The organism is Vibrio sp. M60_M70 (genome assembly GCF_037162085.1).
Classification (GTDB): domain Bacteria; phylum Pseudomonadota; class Gammaproteobacteria; order Enterobacterales; family Vibrionaceae; genus Vibrio; species Vibrio diabolicus.
In genome coordinates, this window is record NZ_JARLUL010000001.1 from 2,905,678 (window position 1) to 2,925,908 (window position 20,231).

Genomic DNA, 20,231 nt, shown 5'->3' on the forward strand with positions numbered 1-20,231 from the left:
ACACAGCAGAAAAGTCACTTCGTTTATGCATAATTAAAGACTCTGTGCGTTAGGTCTCTTTTCTCTTGGTGAGGGAATCTATATTCTGACGCACAATTTTTAAGGTAAGTGATGGAATAATGACGACGTCTACAACTCTTCCACCTGCAGGTCTCTTTCGTCGACTTGCAGCGTTGATTTACGACACATTGATTATTATCGCAATCGAAATGATGGCCGCAGGTATTGTTATGGCCGTTGTATTTGCACTAAATGCAGCAGGGCTGTTGAGCTATGGCGAGTACGCAGATGCCGCTGATATGCTCGGAAAGCACCCTGTATTAAGCCCTCTATTTACACTGTATCTTGCGGTTGTGTGGATATACTTCTTTGTCTTCTTCTGGACGCGAGCAGGGCAAACACTTGGGATGCGCGCTTGGAAACTTCGAGTTCGCAATGCCAAAGACGGTGCGCCGATTACAGTCACTCAAGCCCTGATTCGCATTGCAACATCTGGCTTTGGTTTGGCAAACCTGACTGTGCCGATTGATCCCAAGAAACGTGGTTTCCACGACATTTGGGCAAAAACAGAGGTTGTTGTGTTGCCTAAGGCAAACTAACTTATCCGGGAATACAAAAAAGGAAGGCATAATGCCTTCCTTTTACATTTAGTCCGATGAAACATGGTTTATTCGGTGATACTTCAGCTACAGCTTTCTTCTCAGCAGCGCAATCGCAATGGCTAAGAACACCAGGCTCGGGGCCAATGCACCAAACACTGGGGATATACCATATACCAAGCTTAATGGGCCAAAGAACTCACTGGATATATAAAAAGTAAACCCGGCAACCACACCCGATAATACCCTTGCCCCCATGGTCACACTTCTGAGTGGACCGAAAACAAACGATAGCGCCATCAACATCATCACGGCAATTGAAAGCGGCTGTGTCAACTTACGCCAAAACGCCAATTCATAGCGAGACGCATCTTGCTCTGATGCTTTCAGATAGGTCACGTAATCATACAAACCGCTCAGTGATAACTCTTCAGGCTTTACCGTCACCACAGCTAGCTTATCTGGAGCCAATGACGTATGCCATTCCATCTGTTCGATGTCTTGCTTCGAAATCACGTTTTCATTTTTCATATCCGTGATTTGTACGTCTCGCATCAACCAATTGTTATCTTGTTGATAGTCGACTTCTTCGGCGAAAATAACTTTTTGTAGATTCTTATCATCATCAAAACGCCACATATTTAAAGCATAAAGCTTGTCGTCTTCGACTTTACCTATAAAGATAAAGTCGTTTGCGTCACGAGCCCAAACTCCAGAACGAACTGAGACAATACTACCTCCCGATATCGCAAACGCACGTAAGTCACGCGCCATCTTTTGTGCTTCTGGAGCGCCCCATTGCCCTAACGTCATAACGATAAGCATCAATGGCACCGCCGTTTTGAGCACGGATAACCCGATATCCAACTTTGAGAAACCAGCAGCTTGCATCACCACCAGCTCAGAGCTTGACGCCAACATACCCAAACCAATAAGGGCACCGAGTAATGCCGCCATTGGAAAGAACATTTCGATATCACGCGGCACACTGAGTAACACAAAGTACAACGCATGAGTGAGGTCGTACACGCCTCGCCCTACTTTACGTAACTGTTCTACGTATTTGATGATGCCCGATAAGCCAACAAACGTCGCTAAAACCAAGGCAGTGGTAGAGATGATGGTTCTACCGATGTAAAGGTCTAAGATTTTGAACACAGCTTACGCGAGCCTCTTCTTACGGAATTTGTCTTTTATTCGTCGAGCAGCAACGCTGTCCATCATATTGGCCATGATTGCGACAATCAGTAACATCGCATTAATTGGCCACATGCCGATTGCCGCCGGAATGTCACCATCTTCTAATGCAGATTTTGTTGCACTAATCGCCAGGAAATACGCTAGATAAATAAGAATCGCGGGCCCCATTTTGGCAAATCGTCCCTGACGCGGATTCACCGCCGACAAAGGAATAACCAGCATCGTTAAGAGTGGAATACACACAAATAACGAAATTCGCCATTGCAGCTCTGCTTGCGCTTCTGGGTCTGGGTGTCCGATCAAATCAACCGTTGGGTACGCTTCCCAATCTCGCCCTTTCTTTTTGACCTCACGCTGGCCGATAACGCCTTCGTATTCATCGAATTTTGTGATCATATATTCAACGCGAGTAGGCACACCTTCATAACGCGTGCCTTCTTTCATGGTGATGACCTGACGGCCGTCCGACAGTTCTTTTACTTCACCAGAGGACGAGAACATCACACTCGGCAATACTGAATCTCTCGGGCGCATCTGAGCGACAAAAACGTTGCTCAATGTATTGTCTTTAATGTCATCGATGAACACAACCGATGAACCATCTGGCGTGCCTTGGAATTGCCCTTTCTTTAGCAAGTCAACGCTGTTTTCTGCCGCCACTTGTTCATAAAGTTGCTCAACACGGTCTTGAGACCACGGCGATAACCACAATGCATTAAAAGCCGCCACAGCAGAAGTAATCAGCGCTAAGTACAAGGCCGCTTGTACCAAGAATTTGTTACCAATACCTGTCGCGTTCATCACGACAATTTCGCTCTCTGCATACAGACGACCAAATGTGATCAATATGCCGATATACAGACTTAAAGGCAGCATTAATAGACCCATTGCTGGCATATTCAAACCAACAATCGAGAAAATCAATCCAGCAGGAATATCCCCATCAGAAGCATCAGCAAGAACACTTATGAATTTCTGGCTTACAAACACCAAAAAAAGTACGAAAAAAATCGCAAATTGGCTCTTGAGTGTTTCGCGGATCAAATATCTAACAATAATCACGCTGAAATTACCTATACAAAACTTGTTTTTTTGGTCGAATCACTATAGTTTCCCGTTGAACCATTTATTTTTTTAAAAATTATAAACTAGATGTTAGTCGCTTAATCAGCTCTGCATGTAAGCCTGGAGCTAAAATTCAACAAGTAAGCGATCATTATCTAACATTTAGAGCAATTTGTCTTCAGGATGTAGGAGTACGCATGGAGTTCAGTGTAAAAAGTGGCAGTCCAGAGAAACAACGTAGCGCATGTATCGTTGTTGGTGTGTTTGAACCACGTCGCCTTTCTCCAGTAGCCGAACAACTTGATAAAATCAGTGACGGTTACATCAGTTCACTACTTCGCCGTGGTGATCTAGAGGGTAAACCTGGTCAGATGCTGCTACTGCATCAAGTACCAGGTGTTTTGTCAGAGCGCGTTTTACTTGTCGGTTGCGGCAAAGAGCGTGAACTTGGCGAGCGCCAGTACAAGGAAATCATTCAAAAGACGATCAGCACACTTAACGAGACAGGCTCAATGGAAGCGGTATGTTTCCTAACTGAACTGCATGTTAAGGGTCGTGATACATACTGGAAAGTGCGCCAGGCTGTAGAAGCGACTAAAGATGGTCTATACACATTTAATCAATTCAAGAGCGTTAAACCTGAGACTCGCCGCCCACTGCGCAAGCTTGTTTTCAATGTACCAACGCGTCGTGAATTAAACTTGGGTGAAAAAGCAATCACTCATGGTCTCGCTATCGCATCTGGTGTCAAAGCCTCAAAAGATCTTGGCAACATGCCACCAAACGTAGCTAACCCAGCTTACCTTGCTTCTCAAGCTCGTCGTCTGGCGGACGATTACGAAACCGTAACCACCAAAATCATTGGTGAGCAAGAGATGGAAAAACTGGGTATGACCTCTTACCTAGCAGTCGGTCGTGGTTCTAAAAACGAATCTATGATGTCTATCATCGAGTACAAAGGTAATCCTGACTCAGATGCAAAACCTATTGTGCTAGTAGGTAAAGGTCTAACCTTCGATTCAGGTGGTATCTCTCTAAAACCGGGCGAAGGTATGGATGAGATGAAGTACGACATGTGTGGTGCGGCATCGGTATTCGGTACAATGAAAGCGCTAGCGAAGCTAAATCTACCAATCAACGTTATTGGTGTTCTAGCGGGCTGTGAAAACATGCCTGGCAGCAACGCTTACCGTCCAGGTGACATCCTTACAACCATGTCTGGTCAAACTGTAGAAGTTCTGAACACGGATGCGGAAGGTCGTCTTGTTCTTTGTGACGCACTGACTTACGTAGAGCGTTTCGAACCAGACTGCGTGGTTGACGTTGCAACGCTAACCGGCGCTTGTGTTATCGCACTAGGTCACCACATCAGTGGCGTTATCTCTAACCACAACCCTCTTTCTCATGAGCTAGTTAACGCTTCAGAGCAAGCGAGTGACCGTGCATGGCGTCTACCAATGGCAGATGAGTACCACGAGCAGTTGAAGAGCCCGTTTGCGGATATGGCAAACATTGGTGGCCGTCCTGCTGGTACTATCACTGCGGGTTGCTTCTTATCTAAGTTCGCGAAGAAGTACAATTGGGCACACGTCGATATCGCAGGTACTGCGTGGAAATCAGGCGCAGCGAAAGGCTCAACGGGCCGTCCTGTCTCAATGCTTGTCCAATTCCTTTTGAACCGCAGCGGCCAAGAGACAGAAGAGTAATTTCTGAACAAAATCTAAAAGGGCCGCAAGGCCCTTTTTTATTATCCTAATTTTCTAAAATGAAAATGGGATTTAAGATGGTCTTAGGAAGAGACCCAAGGCAAGTGAGAGAATGATGCAAACTGCAACCTTCTACATCATTAACGAAGAGAGCCCGCAAGCAACGGTGGCTGGCTTTGAAGAGTACATTGTGTTTTTGGCGCAGCACTTTGCCCGCCAAGGCGCTAAAGTGTATTTAAACTGCCAAGACAAACCACACGCCGAGCAGCTCGCTGAAGCCTTTTGGCAAGTTGATGCAGACAAGTTCATGGCACATAACCTAGTAGGCGAGGGACCGAAATACGCCACCAATATTGAGATCGGCCATAACGGTGTAAAGCCGTCTTGGAATCGTCAATTGGTAATTAATTTGGCGGAAAATGAGACAACCTTTGCGAACAAGTTTGCTCAAGTGGTAGACTTCGTGCCCTGCGAAGAAAAAGCTAAACAACTCGCAAGAGAAAGATATAAAATTTACCGTCAAGCAGGTTACCAGCTGCAAACGATCGAAATTCAATATCCTTAACGGTCAATCCTTATAGTTAAGGCGATCTTGTTAAGATCCCTCACTTATAAAGATTGACTAAGATTCAACCATCAACGTATCCATTAAAAGAGCGCTATGGAAAAGACATACAACCCAACTTCAATCGAACAAGCTCTGTATCAGACTTGGGAAGAGAAAGGCTACTTTAAGCCACACGGTGACACTACTAAAGAATCATACAGCATCATGATCCCGCCACCGAACGTCACTGGTAGCCTACACATGGGCCACGCGTTCCAAGATACGATCATGGATACGCTTATCCGTTGTGAACGTATGAAGGGTAAAAACACCCTTTGGCAAGTAGGTACTGACCACGCTGGTATCGCAACTCAGATGGTTGTTGAGCGTAAGATCGCTGCAGAAGAAGGCAAAACAAAACACGATTACGGTCGTGAAGCTTTCATCGACAAAATCTGGGAATGGAAAGGCGAATCTGGCGGCACTATCACTAAGCAGCTTCGTCGTCTTGGCGCATCTGTAGACTGGGATCGTGAACGCTTTACGATGGACGATGGTCTATCTAACGCCGTTCAAGAAGTCTTCGTACGTCTATACGAAGACGATCTAATCTACCGCGGTAAGCGTCTAGTTAACTGGGATCCAAAGCTACACACAGCGATTTCAGATCTAGAAGTAGAGAACAAAGACACTAAAGGCCACATGTGGCACTTCCGCTACCCACTAGCAGATGGCGCTAAAACAGCGGATGGCAAAGACTACATCGTTGTTGCAACGACTCGTCCAGAGACCATGCTAGGCGATACAGGTGTTGCAGTTAACCCAGAAGATCCACGTTACAAAGATCTTATCGGTAAAGAAATCATCCTTCCTATCGTTGATCGTCGCATCCCAATCGTGGGCGATGAGCACGCAGATATGGAAAAAGGTACTGGCTGTGTGAAAATCACACCTGCGCACGACTTCAACGACTACGAAGTTGGTAAGCGCCACCAGCTACCAATGATCAACATTCTGACTTTCGACGCGAACATCCGCGACGCAGCAGAAGTATTCAACACTAACGGCGAAGCAAGCGACGCTTACAGCACTGAGCTACCAGCTAAATACCACGGTATGGAGCGTTTTGCCGCTCGTAAAGCTATCGTTGCTGAATTCGACGAGCTAGGTCTACTTGAAGAAGTGAAAGATCACGATCTACAAGTTCCTTACGGCGACCGTGGTGGCGTGGTTATCGAACCAATGCTAACTGACCAATGGTACGTACGTACTGCGCCTCTAGCGAAAACAGCAGTTGAAGCAGTAGAAAACGGCGACATCCAATTCGTTCCTAAGCAATACGAAAACATGTACTTCTCTTGGATGCGTGACGTTCAAGACTGGTGTATCTCTCGTCAGCTATGGTGGGGTCACCGCATCCCAGCGTGGTACGACAACCAAGGTAATGTTTACGTAGGTCGCACTGAAGAAGAAGTTCGCAAGAACAACAACCTAGAGTCAGTAATTGAGCTGCACCAAGACGAAGACGTACTGGATACATGGTTCTCTTCTGCGCTATGGACGTTCGGTACTCAAGGTTGGCCAGAGCAAACTGACGATCTGAAAGTATTCCACCCTTCAGACGTTCTAGTAACTGGTTTCGACATCATCTTCTTCTGGGTTGCGCGCATGATCATGATGACCATGCACTTCGTGAAAGACGAAAATGGCAAACCACAAGTACCATTTAAGACAGTTTACGTTACCGGCCTAATCCGTGACGAAAACGGCGACAAGATGTCTAAGTCGAAAGGTAACGTACTTGACCCAATCGACATGATCGATGGTATCGACCTAGAGTCTCTAGTAGAGAAGCGTTGTGGCAACATGATGCAGCCTCAGCTAGCGAAGAAGATCGAGAAGAACACGCGTAAGACGTTTGAAAACGGTATCGAAGCATACGGTACAGACGCACTGCGTTTCACTCTTGCAGCAATGGCATCAACAGGTCGCGATATCAACTGGGATATGAAGCGTCTTGAAGGTTACCGTAACTTCTGTAACAAACTATGGAACGCAAGCCGTTACGTAATGATGAACACAGAAGAGCAAGATTGTGGTTTTGGTGAAGGTGAGATCGAGTACTCACTAGCAGACAAGTGGATCGAGTCTCAGTTTGAACTCGCAGCGAAAGCGTTCAACAACCATATCGACAACTTCCGTCTAGATATGGCTGCAAACACACTTTACGAATTCATCTGGAACCAATTCTGTGACTGGTACCTAGAGCTAACTAAACCCGTTCTATGGAAAGGTACTGAAGTGCAACAGCGTGGTACTCGCCGTACACTAATCACGGTACTTGAGAAGACGCTACGTCTGGCTCACCCAGTGATTCCTTATATCACAGAAACTATCTGGCAAAGCATCAAGCCACTAGTTGACGGTGTTGAGGGCGAGACAATCATGCTACAAACGCTGCCTCAATTCGACGAAGCGAACTTCCACCAAGAAGCGCTAGACGACATCGAATGGGTGAAAGCGTTCATCACTAGCATCCGCAACCTACGTGCAGAGTACGACATCAACCCTGGCAAGCCTCTAGACGTTATGCTCAAAGCAGCGAATGAGAAAGACGCCTCTCGTCTAGAAGCAAGCAAACAAGTATTGATGTCTCTAGCGAAGCTAGAAGCAGTACGCGTGCTTGAAGCCGGCGAAGAGACCCCTGCGTGTGCAACGGCACTGGTTGGCAAGTCTGAGCTGATGATCCCAATGGCGGGTTTGATCGACAAAGATGCAGAGCTTGCTCGTCTAGATGGCGAAATCAAGAAGACGCGCGGCGAAATCAAGCGTATCGAAGGCAAACTGGGCAACGAAGGCTTTGTAGCGAAAGCACCTGAAGCGGTTGTTGCTAAAGAGCGTGAGAAGCTTGAAGGCTACAAAGAGACACTAGCTAAGCTAGAAGAGCAGAAGACAACGATCGCTGCACTTTAAGCCTCAGTAAAAGAGAAGAACTAACACTTCTCACTTTGAATCCAAAGGTTGGCCATCATGGTCAACCTTTTTTGTATATCTTTCACCAAAAACCATCATCAATAGCTTTCCCCTATCGCAACAATACTCATCATCCATTAGCATTAATGAGAATTATTATCGATAATAAACTCATCGAAACAAACACGATTGAGTAATTATCATGAAAAAGACACTAACTTTCGCAGCACTGCATTTTACTATCGCATTTAGTGTCGCTTACGTACTCACAGGCGACATTTTAATTGGTAGTTTAATTGCCATGATTGAGCCTTCAGTGAACACCGTAGCCTTCTACTTTCATGAAAAGGCATGGGCAAAAGTCCCAGCACTTAAAGCTCGTCAGTGGATGACCAAATTAAAAACCGCAAGCTTTGCGACCGTGCACTTCAGCGTCGCTTTTACCGTGGTTTACTTACTAACAGGTGATGCATTTGTCGGCGGCGTAATGGCGATGCTAGAGCCGAGTTTGAATACGGTGGCTTACTACTTCCACGAGAAAGTATGGATGCGTAAATCATCAGCAAAAACTCCAGCACCGCAGTTTTGTTTACATCACCACGCTTAAACATGGAGGCTCACTACGTCTCCTAACGAGCCAAATGACATTTATCATTGACAAAGTTGCGCACCGCAATTAATTTAATTGCGGTGCGCAACTTTATTTTTAGAGGTAAGTGATAATGAACGCTCGTCAACTCCGACACTACTCCCGTCAAGCCGTCCGATTGCTTGGTATGCTCGATAAACAATGCGGCGATGTCGCTCTTACCCCGGTACAAGCGCACGCATTAGGTGAAATCCAATTGCAGCCATTGACCATAAACCAACTGGCGCAGCAGCTTAGTGTCGACAAGTCCAATGCAAGCCGCACCATTACTGGTTTGATTAAATTAGGTTTGGTTGAGAGCATCGAAAACCCGAAAGATAAACGAAGCCAACTCGTAGTGCTCACAATTCAAGGACAGCAGGCGTTAGCGCAACTAGACCAACAGCAAAACAGCTTTTTTGAGCAGTTGCTTACACAACTTGATGACTGTGAGCAAGAACAACTCAAACTTGGTCTAGAGACTTACCTAAAAGGGCTAACAAAAGTGTGTCAGGCAGAGGAATACACCCTTCGACCTCTTACCAAAGCAGACAATCCGCAAGTGGCAGACGTAATTCGTAAAGTCTCCGCAGAATACGGCTTAACCGCAGACAGAGGTTATGGTGTGGCAGATCCAACGCTTGATGATATGTATTCGGTGTATAATCAAAACGGGGCCGCCTATTGGGTCATTGAACATCGCGGAGAGATCGTTGGTGGCGGTGGCTTTGCCCCTTTAGCTGGTGAGCCAAATGTGTGTGAGCTGCAAAAGATGTACTTCTTACCTCAAACACGAGGACACGGTTTAGCCAAACGCATCGTCGCATTGAGCTTACAACTGGCGAAACAGCTTGGGTATCAGCAGTGCTATTTAGAGACAACAGAATGTCTAAGAGAGGCGGTAGGCTTGTATGAAAAGCTAGGCTTTGAGCATCTCGATGCCCCGCTTGGGCAAACAGGGCATGATGCATGTGAAGTCGTAATGCTTAAGGTACTGTAATAAAAAATATTATCAGACGTTAAAGCACAACATGGGTAACGCAAAGCTCCTGGCTCAATGCAACAGTGAAGTTTTGGCGTTGTCCATCCAATTCAACAGACAACTGATAGAGATCATTTGGATCAGGGTCATTAAGATCAGCATACTTTGGCGCTTCAATCTGAAAGAGTGCGCTGGCGTGATCTGCACGAACGTCAATTGGGATATGGTAAGTCATGCCATTAAACTTTACCGCTGCTGACACTAGCCCTGGTGCAAATGTCTGGTAATACAAATCGACCTTAAATTCACACCCGCCACCATGGTGCCAAATCTGCTCGGTTGCCACGCGCTCTAAACGCACGTTGCGAATAAACTGCAAGTACGGTTCTTGCCACACGCCCAGTCGCTCATCACTTTTCTTATATTGATGTTCAGAAAGCGGGCACAGCTCTGGCTTATCCTCATCGAATAAAAGATCTTCTTCTTCCTCTAGGAACAATATCTCAAAGCGATTACGCCCCATTTGCATGTATGGGCGAATGTCTTTCTTATACACACTTTGCGAGCCATCACAATCAAACACAGCCACGCCGTTCAAACGTACCTCCGCATGGTAATCAACACCACCCATTACCATTTCCACTGCAGGAAATGCCATCATCGCCTCATCCACTTCAATATCGTGCATCAAGTGCCATTCTTGTTGACGAATCGCTTCTTCCGTCAATTCATCAGGCAGGACCAGACTTAAAGGGGCGGGAAAAGTGATGTCATCCTGTGGAATCGAGAGGTCCGTCAGTGGAGAGACTTGCCATAAACCGGCGAGTGAGAGTTGCATATACACCTTGCGCTAGATCAATTTTCACGCATTATAGGGAGAAATCCCCTATAAACTCAATGTGAATTATTTATCACCTCCACATTCATCTGTTGTTGGATGCCATTTTCAAGGTATAAAAAAACCAGCGTTAAACGCTGGTTTTTCTAAAAGAGGTGAGCTTTGATTACTCGTCGTCTTCATCTTCTTCAGGGTAAAGCGCATCTTCGCCTTCGTAGTACGTACCCCAACCGTCGTAGATGATGTCGTATTTTTCTGCCAAGTGAATCAGTTTTTCAACTTGCGCATCAATGGCTTCTGCGTCTAATGCTGATTCCATGGTTGCGTCACAGCAAAGCAACTTGTTGCCATCTTCATCTTCAGTTTCTTCCGCTTCAAGCACTTCAAAGCCCATCTTGAATGCTTCAACTACCGCTTTTTCTAGCGTGTCAAAATCTTCTGCAAACAGGTGGTGCTCGATTTCGTATAGCGAATCTGGATCGCTGCCATCTTCTAGCAATGCTGCAATGATATCGCGAGTCTCTTCCTTTTGAATCTCAATTAATTCTTCTACTGATAGATATTCATCTTCGTGAGACATGTTTTGGCTCCAGATTAGTTACTTGATAGAAACACTATACCCGATACTGAGTATGCTGATCCGGTGAAATATGGCATGGATTGCGATGAAAAGCCACAAACAAACATCATACCACCGCGATTCTTATCGGTTATTTGAATATAAATATTAAACCGACCACGCAAAGAAACAAAAAATTAACAAAAAATGGCATTTTTTAATATTCAGAACATCCTAACTGACACTTAATGCGGTTATTTTCTCTTTCTGTGCGTGTTTATGGCGCTTTCTTGAATACACTCACGTGTAAAACGAAGAAGCATAACGAATAAATTCACTTTAATAATGCATAATTGAGAATAAAAATGCACGTTTTATGCACTATGCATGTATTCTTTCTCAACGGGGAAATTAGAATAAAAACGCACGCTCTCCACATTTCACAAAATAGAATTTAAACCTAAACCAAGACTTCATAAGAAAACACCCAAAACTAAAATCTAAAAAACAATAAAAACTCAGAATATAGACAAAGTGTAGTGATTTGCATCTTTCTAGGAAGCTTGTCATAACTAACGGCTGGAAAATTTGTAAGGATACAAAATGAGCAAGCTGTACGTTGGATCAGAAGTTGGTCAACTTCGACGAGTTCTATTAAATCGCCCAGAGCGCGCCCTAACCCACTTAACTCCATCAAACTGTCATGAGTTACTGTTTGATGATGTTCTTGCTGTAGAAGCGGCCGGTGAAGAGCACGATGCGTTCGCACGCACGCTACGCGATCAAGATGTAGAAGTGCTTCTCCTCCACGATTTACTGGTCGAAACCCTCGCCGTTCCAGAAGCAAAACAGTGGCTGCTAAATACTCAGATTTCTGACTTTCGTTACGGGCCAACCTTTGCGCGAGACCTGCGCCAATATTTTTCAGAAATGGATGATGAACACCTTGCCAGCATCTTTTTAGGTGGCTTAGCTTACTCAGAGCTGCCGATCACCTCATCTTCTATGCTGCCAAAAATGAAGCGTCCGCTGGATTTTGTTATTGAGCCGCTACCTAACCACCTATTTACGCGTGATACCTCATGCTGGGTTTATGGTGGTGTATCGCTCAACCCAATGATGATGCCTGCACGCCAACGTGAAACAAACCACTTACGTGCGATTTATCGTTGGCACCCAATTTTTGCTGGCCAAGACTTTATCAAATACTTCGGTGATGATGATCTGCATTACGATAACGCGAATGTCGAAGGCGGTGATGTGTTGGTTATCGGTAAAGGTGCGGTGCTTATTGGTATGTCTGAGCGCACGACCGCGCAAGGTGTAGAAAACCTTGCAGCGAGCCTGTTTAAGGCAGGACAAGCGACCGAAGTGATTGCGATTGATCTGCCTAAACACCGTTCATGCATGCATTTAGACACCGTTATGACCCATATGGATGTGGACACTTTCTCTGTTTACCCAGAGATCATGCGCAAAGATCTCGACACATGGCGCTTAACACCAAAAGGCAATGGTGAAATGCATGTTGAAGCATCTCATAACTACCTACATGCGATTGAATCTGCTCTTGGCTTAGATCAGCTGAAAATCATTACCACGGGTGGTGACAGTTATGAAGCTGAGCGCGAACAATGGAATGACGCCAATAACGTTCTTACCGTAAAACCGGGCGTTGTGATTGGTTACGAACGCAATGTATACACCAACGAAAAATACGACAAAGCTGGTATCAAAGTACTGACAGTCCCAGGTAACGAGCTTGGCCGTGGCCGTGGTGGCGCCCGCTGCATGAGCTGTCCGATAGAGCGAGACGATATATAACCAATTCGTCCTTTTACATTAAATGAATAAAAACTAAGGTTGATGTGAGTGCATCAACCTTTTTTAGTTTCACGCAAAAATAATTATTCACAAATAAAGCATTTATATGTTTTAATGCATTCTATTAATTCAATCACACGTACTAAGGGACGAGCTATGGCTTTCAATTTACGTAACCGCAACTTTTTGAAGCTATTGGATTTCTCAACCAAAGAAATCCAGTTCTTGCTCGAACTGTCTGCAGAGCTAAAAAAAGCAAAATATGCAGGAACAGAGCAGAAGACACTTCAAGGTAAAAACATTGCACTCATCTTTGAGAAATCTTCGACTCGTACCCGATGTGCGTTTGAAGTCGCAGCTTTTGATCAAGGCGCTCAAGTCTCTTACATCGGCCCTTCTGGTTCTCAGATTGGCCATAAAGAATCAATGAAAGACACCGCACGCGTCTTAGGTCGCATGTATGACGGCATCGAATATCGCGGCTTTGGCCAATCCATTGTTGAAGAGCTTGGCACTTATGCTGGTGTTCCAGTGTGGAATGGTTTGACTGATGAGTTCCACCCAACCCAAATCCTTGCCGATTTCCTTACCATGCAAGAGCACGGACGCGGTAAGCAGCTGCATGAAATGACCTTCGCTTACCTAGGCGATGCACGCAACAATATGGGCAACTCGCTCATGGTGGGTGCCGCTAAAATGGGCATGGATATTCGCCTTGTCGCGCCAAAAGCGTTCTGGCCTGAAGAAGATTTGGTGGCAACTTGCCAAACTATCGCGCAGCAAACTGGTGCAAAAATCACATTAACTGAAAGCGTGGAGGAAGGCGTGAAGGGTTGTGACTTCCTTTACACCGATGTTTGGGTATCTATGGGTGAGTCTGCCGAGGCATGGGATGAACGTGTAGCGTTAATGACACCATATCAAATCAATATGGACGTGATTAAGCAAACGGGTAATCCACATGTGAAATTCATGCACTGCCTTCCTGCTTTCCACAATGATGAAACCACCGTCGGCAAAGAAGTCGCTGAAAAATACGGAATGAAAGGCCTTGAAGTAACAGAAGAGGTATTTGAATCGGAATACTCCATCGTATTCGACGAAGCTGAAAACCGTATGCACACCATCAAAGCCGTGATGGTTGCGACGCTAGGAAGCTAAACCAGCGCGCAAAAACAGCTGCCAAAAACCATGATGTAATCGCTTGCGCTCACGAAAGTTAAGCGTATAATGCTCGGCAATTTGTCTGAGGATTAAGAAATGACCAAGCTAATTGCCAACATGAAAACGCGATTTGCTCTCGCTAAGCGACTACGCTTACGTGGTGTTATTTTCGTTAATTCTATTGAATTTTAAAACCTCCCCATTTGGGGAGGTTTTTTTATGTCCAAAATTCCTTTCGGCAATTTGGATATAGTCATCAATGTTATAGGGAAGAAGATCATGGCGAACTCGCTTTACCAGAAGCACATCATCTCTATTCCAGAGCTTTCACGTGAAGAGCTGGAACTTATCGTAGAAACAGCAGGCAGCCTTAAAAAAGCACCTCGACCAGAACTGATTAAAAACAAAGTCGTTGCCAGTTGTTTCTTTGAACCATCAACACGTACACGTTTATCGTTTGAAACAGCGATTCAACGCATTGGTGGTGACGTGATTGGCTTTGATAATGATGGTAATACCTCTCTGGCGAAAAAAGGCGAAACACTCGCAGATTCAGTACAGGTCATCTCTTCTTACGTCGATGCCTTTGTAATGCGCCATCCACAAGAAGGCGCCGCTCGCTTGGCCTCTGAATTCTCAAATGGCGTGCCAGTGATCAACGCTGGTGACGGTGCAAACCAACACCCAACTCAAACGCTACTCGACCTATACACCATCGCAGAAACACAAGGGCGTCTAGACAACCTGAACGTCGCATTCGTAGGTGACCTAAAATATGGCCGCACAGTGCACTCACTGACTCAAGCCTTAGCGAAGTTTAATAACATCCGCTTCTTCTTTGTTGCACCAGAAGCATTGGCAATGCCAGATTACATCTGCGAAGAGCTAGACGAAGCTGGCATTCAATATAGCCTGCACACGGACATGGAGAGTGTGATTCCTGAACTGGATATTCTGTACATGACGCGCGTACAGAAAGAACGTTTTGACGAATCGGAGTACGCGCACATTAAATCGGCGTATATTTTGACAGCAGCATTACTCGAAGGGGCGCGCGAGAACCTAAAAGTACTCCACCCCTCCCTCGCGTGGATGAAATCACAACCGATGTTGATAAAACGCCTCATGCTTACTTCTTCCAGCAAGCTCAAAATGGCGTATACGCTCGCCAAGCACTGTTGGCGCTTGTTCTAAACGAAACACTGTAATCGAGGAGAAAACCCATGGCTAAAGAAACTCAATTGCAGGTAGAAGCAATCAAAAATGGCACGGTCATCGACCACATCCCTGCGCAAATCGGCATCAAAGTACTAAGACTGTTCGATATGCACAATTCATCACAGCGCGTTACTATTGGTCTGAACTTGCCATCATCAGCACTCGGTCATAAAGATCTACTGAAAATAGAAAATGTGTTTATTAATGAAGAGCAAGCGAGCAAGTTGGCGCTGTATGCTCCTCACGCGACCGTGAACCAAATCGAAAATTATGAAGTGGTGAAAAAGCTTGCGTTAGAGCTTCCAGAGCGCATCAATGATGTCTTCGAATGCCCAAATTCAAACTGTATTTCTCACAATGAGCCAGTAGAAAGCAGCTTTAGCGTATTCGAAAAGAAACAAGAAATCCGCCTAAAGTGTAAGTACTGCGAGAAAGTTTTCTCACGCGAGATCGTAACCGAACGATAAACACACCGTACGACTAGGCGTGATACGTTTAAAATACCCTGCAATGTCGGGGTATTTTGCTCTTTACCTACCACAGGTTTAGAGGCAAACTGAGAATCTTTATTCCCTACAACTGATGGAAAAAATCAAATGACGAAAGTACTTCACACTGAGTCTGCACCAGCAGCAATCGGTCCTTACGTTCAAGGCGTAGATCTAGGTAACATGGTTCTTACTTCAGGCCAAATCCCAGTAAACCCAGCGACAGGTGAAGTGTCTGCTGATATCGCAGAGCAAGCTCGTCAGTCTCTAGAAAACGTAAAGGCTGTAGTTGAATCTTCAGGCCTTAAAGTGTCAGATATCGTGAAGCTAACGGTTTTTGTTAAAGACCTAAACGACTTTGGCACGGTGAACGAAGTTTACGGCAAGTTCTTTGATGAGCACGGCGTAGCAAACTACCCTGCACGTTCTTGTGTAGAAGTGGCTCGCCTACCGAAAGATGTTGGTATCGAGATTGAAGCAATTGCAGTTCGCAAATAATTGCACTTGCTGACAAACATAAAAAAACGGGTAGCTCAGGCTACCCGTTTTTTATTGTCTTTTCGTGATGATATCGCAGTAAAACTTAAGCAGCATTACGCTGTTTGACTTCTTCATCTAACGATTCAAGCTTCTCTTTCATCTGTTCACGACAGATATTCGCTAGCTCGCGAATGCCCTCTTTACCATAGCCTTCAGTGCTGATTGGAGGTAGCATTTCAACAATCACATGACCATTGTTCCAACGGTTCAGCTTAATTTTATTCGTCGAGCTACATACGATAGGAATGATTGGCACGCCTGCTCCAATTGCTGCATGAAAAGCACCTGTTTTGAATGGCAGCAGACCACGCCCACGAGAACGCGTTCCCTCCGGGAACATCCACACCGAAACATCACTTTCTTTCATGCTGCTCACTACCTGATCGATAGTACCTTTTGCTTTCGAGCGATTCGCTCGGTCAATCAGAATGTTACCCGTAAGCCAGTAAAGCTGACCAAACAGTGGCATCCAAGCCAAGCTCTTTTTACCTACTGTCACAACTTTCGGAGTCACAGCAGCAGAAACAGTAAACATGTCCCAGTTGTTTTGGTGGTTAGCTATGTAAACATGTTGGCCGCGTGAATACGCATCTTCAGGGATACGCAGCTCTAACTTAATCCCAAATACACGAGACATCTTGGCAAACAAGCGGCCAAAAGTGAAAACGTGCTTAGGGTTTCGGGGGCTTAATAGGCAGTAACCACAACCACCAATAAACATAACAATCGCAAAGATAGCGACAGCAAATACACGTAACAGTGCAATCATTCTTGTTCTCCAGGAACCGGCTTTTGCCAGATACAGCTATTAATTTCTCTCTTTCCATAAAGGATAACTATGGTCATGAGAGTGATATAAAAAAGCCGAAACTCAGGTTTCGGCTCTCTTGATATCCAAGTTACCTGCGGTGCAGTTTAACTTGCCTCGCTCACTCGCTCAATATTTGCGCCAAGTGCAGCCAGTTTATTTTCGATTTTGTCGTAACCGCGGTCGATATGGTAAATACGATCAACGATGGTTTCGCCTTTAGCAATACAGCCCGCAATTACCAAACTAGCCGAAGCTCGTAGGTCGGTTGCCATCACTTGCGCACCGCTGAGTGACTCAACATCACCACAGATAACAGTGTTGCCTTCAATCTCGGCTTTCGCGCCCATACGCATCAATTCTGGTACGTGCATAAAGCGGTTTTCAAAGATAGTCTCAGTGATCACGCCGCCGCCTTTCGCCATCATGTTTAGTAGCGTAAATTGCGCTTGCATATCGGTCGGGAAGCCTGGATGCGGCGCTGTACGTACACTCACTGCTTTCAGCTCGCGATCAGTCATATCAACTGAAATCCAATCTTCACCCGTTTCGACAAGCGCGCCAGCTTCTTCTAGCTTGGCTAAAACCGCTTCAAGCAAATGAGCGTTAGTGTTACGACATACTACTTTACCACCAGATACCGCGGCAGCGACAAGGAATGTTCCTGTCTCAATACGGTCGGCAACTACGTTGTGTTTACAACCACCTAGGCGCTCAACACCTTCAATCGTGATCGTATCTGTACCTGCACCAGAAATTTTTGCACCAAGCTTATTTAGGAAATCCGCTGTGTCTACAATTTCAGGTTCACGCGCCGCGTTGTCTAACGTTGTAGTGCCTTCAGCAAGTGCTGCAGCACACATGATGGTGATCGTCGCGCCTACGCTGACTTTATCCATCACGATGTGCGCACCTTTTAGACGACCATCAACCTCAGCTTTAACGTAACCATCTTCAAGCGTAATCGTTGCGCCAAGCTGCTCTAGGCCAGAAATATGCAGATCAACAGGACGAGCACCGATAGCACAACCGCCAGGTAGAGAAACCTGACCTTGACCAAATCGCGCTACGAGCGGACCCAAAGCCCAAATAGAAGCACGCATGGTTTTCACCAAATCATACGGTGCGCAGTACTCAGTAATGCTACTAGGATCGACGTGAACAGAACCATTACGGCTTACTTTCGCGCCTAAACGCTTAAGCAGTTCCATGGTTGTATCGATATCACGAAGGTGTGGCACGTTTGCCACTTCTACAGGCTCTTCCGCCAAGATAGACGCAAATAAAATCGGCAGTGCTGCGTTTTTTGCACCGGAAATGGTCACTTCACCAACGAGTGGTTTATCTGACCCAATAACTCGAAACTTTTCCATCAATAAACCTTAAAGCGACATCAGTTTCTTATCACGAGCCCACTCTTCTGGTGTGAACGCTTTAATTGATAATGCGTGAATGTCGTTACGCTGGATGTATTCCATCAGAGGACCATAAATTAACTGCTGCTTCTTAACGCGGCTCATTCCATCGAAACAAGCATCAACAGCAACCACCTCATAGTGGCTACCTTCACCTTTTACATGCACTTCTTGAAGGTTTAGTGCTTCTTCTAATAACTGTTGTACTTTTGCGCTATCCACAATTTACCCCTGATAATTCTGTATGTGTTTGGCCACTAAAGATTCAACATTGCTCAGTTGAAACAAAGTGCGCAGTTGCGCCGGCACGAAACTGAGCATTATATGACAGTTTTGCTTTTTTGCATGCTCTAATAAGTGGATTAACATCACCATTCCTGCAGAGTCGACGCGCTCTATCTCTTTTAACGAGCATTCCAGCTCAGCTTGAGCTGGTTGCCATTGCTGAGCATACGCCCACAATGAGGGCACTGTATCTCTATCAAGTGCCCCTGTTAGCTTAAGAATGTTTTGATCTAATTGCCACTGAGCGGGAGTCTGGGCCATTATTTCTTCGCCTCAAAGCGAACCGGTTCCGCAGCTAATTTTTCTAGATCTTTCGCGACAGATAGAATGCCTTCTTGACGAATTTTGCTATTCCATTCTGACTGTTTGCTAGAGAGTAAACTGATGCCTTCCGCAATCATATCGAACGCTTCCCACTCACCAGATTTGTTGTCTTTACGCAATTTGAACTCTAGCTTGATGTTTGGACGCGGCGTATCGATGATATCAACTTTAATGCTGGTGATACGCTTAGAGTCATCAATACTAGGCTCAGGACCAAATTCAATTTTCTGGTCACTGTATTGCGTTAGCACTTGGGCATATGAAGCAATTAAATACGCGCGAAATGCATCGATAAACTCAAGTACGTCTTCACGTTTCGCTCCTTTTAGGTTTGGACCTAGGAGCTTTAACCCAGCATAGCGGTAGTTGACGTAAGGCATTAGCTCTTCTTCAACAATCACCTTGAGTAAATCTGGGTCTTGTTTGATTTTCGGCTGCTCGGCTTTTAATCTTTCGAACGTGACTTCAGCCACTTGCTTCATCATCTTATAAGGTTCAGTTTTATCCACTTCTGCTGCACTTGTACCAAACGCGCTAAACACAGCACAAACTGAAAGTAATAATCTCGCTAACATAGTTATTCCTTACTTGAATCGTCTGAACCACCTACGCTGTAAAGCACTTGACCAATTAAGTCTTCAAGCACGAGCGCTGATTTGGTGTCTTCGATGGTATCGCCATCGACCAGCATGACTTCATCGTCAAAAACAAAGCCTGGTACTAAACCAATGTATTGCTCACCAATCAAGCCAGACGTCAAAATTTGTACGCTCGACGTTTCTGGGAATTGATTGTATTTGCTATTGATCGATAGAGTTACAACAGGTAATAAGTTATCTGGGTTAAGCGAAATATTGCTTACCCGGCCAATCACAACCCCACCCACTTTTACTGGCGAGCGAACTTTTAAACTACCAATATTATCGAACTCAGCTTTGAGGGTGTAAGTATCACCAGAGCCAATGCTTTTTACGTCAGCAACTTGAAAAATCATCACAAGAATCGCGCAAATTCCCGCTAATACAAAGCTGCCAACCCATAATTCAGTTTTACGTGTTTGTTGCATGA

Annotated in this window: 20 protein-coding genes and 1 pseudogene; 11 read left to right on the forward strand and 10 right to left on the reverse strand. The window is 45.3% G+C overall.

Annotation, left to right across the window (positions count from 1 at the left end; translation table 11 throughout):
- Positions 1-119: 119 nt before the first annotated feature.
- Positions 120-599, forward strand: a complete 480-nt coding sequence (locus P4S59_RS13560; RefSeq protein ID WP_005397453.1) for an RDD family protein — start codon at positions 120-122, stop codon at positions 597-599.
- Positions 600-686: 87 nt separating this feature from the next.
- On the opposite strand, the gene lptG is transcribed toward P4S59_RS13560, so the two are convergent.
- On the reverse strand, positions 687-1,757 hold the full coding sequence (gene lptG / locus P4S59_RS13565; protein ID WP_046873614.1) for an LPS export ABC transporter permease LptG: 1,071 nt from the start codon (positions 1,755-1,757) through the stop codon (positions 687-689).
- 3 nt (positions 1,758-1,760) lie between these two features.
- Positions 1,761-2,861: an LPS export ABC transporter permease LptF gene (lptF, locus tag P4S59_RS13570; RefSeq protein WP_006742363.1), complete on the reverse strand. Its 1,101-nt coding sequence runs from the start codon at positions 2,859-2,861 to the stop codon at positions 1,761-1,763.
- 200 nt (positions 2,862-3,061) lie between these two features.
- Between lptF and pepA the strand changes: the two genes are divergently transcribed.
- The 5 genes from pepA to P4S59_RS13595 all read left to right on the forward strand — a co-directional run bounded on the left by pepA (position 3,062) and on the right by P4S59_RS13595 (position 9,718).
- Complete coding sequence (gene pepA / locus P4S59_RS13575; protein WP_005397459.1) at positions 3,062-4,570, forward strand: leucyl aminopeptidase; 1,509 nt, start codon at positions 3,062-3,064, stop codon at positions 4,568-4,570.
- 115 nt (positions 4,571-4,685) lie between these two features.
- The gene (locus tag P4S59_RS13580) at positions 4,686-5,135 is read left to right on the forward strand and encodes a DNA polymerase III subunit chi (protein WP_046873623.1); all 450 of its coding nucleotides are present in this window, start codon (positions 4,686-4,688) and stop codon (positions 5,133-5,135) included.
- Positions 5,136-5,231: 96 nt separating this feature from the next.
- Positions 5,232-8,090, forward strand: coding sequence for a valine--tRNA ligase (locus P4S59_RS13585; protein ID WP_337168542.1), 2,859 nt, complete (start codon positions 5,232-5,234; stop codon positions 8,088-8,090).
- A 202-nt stretch (positions 8,091-8,292) separates the two neighbouring features.
- A complete protein-coding gene (locus P4S59_RS13590; RefSeq protein WP_005397464.1) occupies positions 8,293-8,697 on the forward strand; it encodes a DUF2061 domain-containing protein in 405 nt (134 codons plus the stop codon).
- A gap of 115 nt (positions 8,698-8,812) precedes the next feature.
- Positions 8,813-9,718 carry a bifunctional helix-turn-helix transcriptional regulator/GNAT family N-acetyltransferase gene (locus P4S59_RS13595; RefSeq protein WP_006742361.1) on the forward strand — a complete coding sequence of 302 codons (906 nt, stop codon included), beginning with the start codon at positions 8,813-8,815 and terminating at the stop codon, positions 9,716-9,718.
- Between the two features lie 19 nt (positions 9,719-9,737).
- On the opposite strand, the gene P4S59_RS13600 is transcribed toward P4S59_RS13595, so the two are convergent.
- Entirely contained in the window at positions 9,738-10,538 is an 801-nt protein-coding gene (locus tag P4S59_RS13600) for a glycosyl hydrolase 2 galactose-binding domain-containing protein (RefSeq protein ID WP_104974782.1), read from the reverse strand.
- Between the two features lie 166 nt (positions 10,539-10,704).
- Complete coding sequence (gene rraB, locus P4S59_RS13605) at positions 10,705-11,118, reverse strand: ribonuclease E inhibitor RraB (protein WP_005381081.1); 414 nt, start codon at positions 11,116-11,118, stop codon at positions 10,705-10,707.
- Between the two features lie 582 nt (positions 11,119-11,700).
- On the opposite strand from rraB, the gene arcA reads away from it, so the two are divergent.
- From arcA to P4S59_RS13630, 5 genes and pseudogenes are all read left to right on the forward strand, one after another.
- Positions 11,701-12,921, forward strand: coding sequence for an arginine deiminase (gene arcA / locus P4S59_RS13610; RefSeq protein WP_005397470.1), 1,221 nt, complete (start codon positions 11,701-11,703; stop codon positions 12,919-12,921).
- A 156-nt stretch (positions 12,922-13,077) separates the two neighbouring features.
- Entirely contained in the window at positions 13,078-14,082 is a 1,005-nt protein-coding gene (locus tag P4S59_RS13615) for an ornithine carbamoyltransferase (RefSeq protein WP_012841385.1), read from the forward strand.
- Between the two features lie 282 nt (positions 14,083-14,364).
- Positions 14,365-15,293 (forward strand): annotated as a pseudogene (pyrB, locus tag P4S59_RS13620) (aspartate carbamoyltransferase).
- 15 nt (positions 15,294-15,308) lie between these two features.
- A complete protein-coding gene (gene pyrI / locus P4S59_RS13625; protein ID WP_005381086.1) occupies positions 15,309-15,770 on the forward strand; it encodes an aspartate carbamoyltransferase regulatory subunit in 462 nt (153 codons plus the stop codon).
- 129 nt (positions 15,771-15,899) lie between these two features.
- On the forward strand, positions 15,900-16,289 hold the full coding sequence (locus P4S59_RS13630; protein WP_005381087.1) for a RidA family protein: 390 nt from the start codon (positions 15,900-15,902) through the stop codon (positions 16,287-16,289).
- 85 nt (positions 16,290-16,374) lie between these two features.
- Here the strand turns inward: P4S59_RS13630 and P4S59_RS13635 are convergent, their stop codons facing one another.
- The 6 genes from P4S59_RS13635 to mlaD form a co-directional block, all read right to left on the reverse strand.
- On the reverse strand, positions 16,375-17,100 hold the full coding sequence (locus P4S59_RS13635) for a 1-acylglycerol-3-phosphate O-acyltransferase (RefSeq protein ID WP_005381088.1): 726 nt from the start codon (positions 17,098-17,100) through the stop codon (positions 16,375-16,377).
- A 146-nt stretch (positions 17,101-17,246) separates the two neighbouring features.
- Entirely contained in the window at positions 17,247-18,512 is a 1,266-nt protein-coding gene (gene murA, locus P4S59_RS13640; RefSeq protein ID WP_046873610.1) for a UDP-N-acetylglucosamine 1-carboxyvinyltransferase, read from the reverse strand.
- Between the two features lie 9 nt (positions 18,513-18,521).
- Entirely contained in the window at positions 18,522-18,776 is a 255-nt protein-coding gene (gene ibaG, locus P4S59_RS13645; protein ID WP_005396230.1) for a BolA family iron metabolism protein IbaG, read from the reverse strand.
- 3 nt (positions 18,777-18,779) lie between these two features.
- Complete coding sequence (locus P4S59_RS13650; RefSeq protein ID WP_005396231.1) at positions 18,780-19,100, reverse strand: STAS domain-containing protein; 321 nt, start codon at positions 19,098-19,100, stop codon at positions 18,780-18,782.
- Positions 19,100-19,738, reverse strand: coding sequence for a phospholipid-binding protein MlaC (gene mlaC / locus P4S59_RS13655; protein ID WP_006742355.1), 639 nt, complete (start codon positions 19,736-19,738; stop codon positions 19,100-19,102). Before mlaC ends, P4S59_RS13650 begins: the two co-directional genes overlap by 1 nt.
- Positions 19,739-19,740: 2 nt before the next feature.
- On the reverse strand, positions 19,741-20,229 hold the full coding sequence (mlaD, locus tag P4S59_RS13660; RefSeq protein WP_012841383.1) for an outer membrane lipid asymmetry maintenance protein MlaD: 489 nt from the start codon (positions 20,227-20,229) through the stop codon (positions 19,741-19,743).
- Positions 20,230-20,231: the final 2 nt, after the last annotated feature.

Excerpts from the sequence above, each read along its gene's own strand:
- mlaD (WP_012841383.1), bottom strand. The coding sequence starts at position 20,229 with ATGCAACAAACACGTAAAACTGAATTATGGGTTGGCAGCTTTGTATTA.
- murA (WP_046873610.1), bottom strand. The coding sequence starts at position 18,512 with ATGGAAAAGTTTCGAGTTATTGGGTCAGATAAACCACTCGTTGGTGAA.
- P4S59_RS13615 (WP_012841385.1), top strand. The coding sequence starts at position 13,078 with ATGGCTTTCAATTTACGTAACCGCAACTTTTTGAAGCTATTGGATTTC.
- P4S59_RS13630 (WP_005381087.1), top strand. The coding sequence starts at position 15,900 with ATGACGAAAGTACTTCACACTGAGTCTGCACCAGCAGCAATCGGTCCT.
- pyrI (WP_005381086.1), top strand. The coding sequence starts at position 15,309 with ATGGCTAAAGAAACTCAATTGCAGGTAGAAGCAATCAAAAATGGCACG.
- P4S59_RS13590 (WP_005397464.1), top strand. The coding sequence starts at position 8,293 with ATGAAAAAGACACTAACTTTCGCAGCACTGCATTTTACTATCGCATTT.
- P4S59_RS13635 (WP_005381088.1), bottom strand. The coding sequence starts at position 17,100 with ATGATTGCACTGTTACGTGTATTTGCTGTCGCTATCTTTGCGATTGTT.
- rraB (WP_005381081.1), bottom strand. The coding sequence starts at position 11,118 with ATGTCTCACGAAGATGAATATCTATCAGTAGAAGAATTAATTGAGATT.
- P4S59_RS13600 (WP_104974782.1), bottom strand. The coding sequence starts at position 10,538 with ATGCAACTCTCACTCGCCGGTTTATGGCAAGTCTCTCCACTGACGGAC.
- arcA (WP_005397470.1), top strand. The coding sequence starts at position 11,701 with ATGAGCAAGCTGTACGTTGGATCAGAAGTTGGTCAACTTCGACGAGTT.
- P4S59_RS13650 (WP_005396231.1), bottom strand. The coding sequence starts at position 19,100 with ATGGCCCAGACTCCCGCTCAGTGGCAATTAGATCAAAACATTCTTAAG.
- P4S59_RS13585 (WP_337168542.1), top strand. The coding sequence starts at position 5,232 with ATGGAAAAGACATACAACCCAACTTCAATCGAACAAGCTCTGTATCAG.
- pepA (WP_005397459.1), top strand. The coding sequence starts at position 3,062 with ATGGAGTTCAGTGTAAAAAGTGGCAGTCCAGAGAAACAACGTAGCGCA.
- P4S59_RS13580 (WP_046873623.1), top strand. The coding sequence starts at position 4,686 with ATGCAAACTGCAACCTTCTACATCATTAACGAAGAGAGCCCGCAAGCA.
- P4S59_RS13595 (WP_006742361.1), top strand. The coding sequence starts at position 8,813 with ATGAACGCTCGTCAACTCCGACACTACTCCCGTCAAGCCGTCCGATTG.
- P4S59_RS13560 (WP_005397453.1), top strand. The coding sequence starts at position 120 with ATGACGACGTCTACAACTCTTCCACCTGCAGGTCTCTTTCGTCGACTT.
- mlaC (WP_006742355.1), bottom strand. The coding sequence starts at position 19,738 with ATGTTAGCGAGATTATTACTTTCAGTTTGTGCTGTGTTTAGCGCGTTT.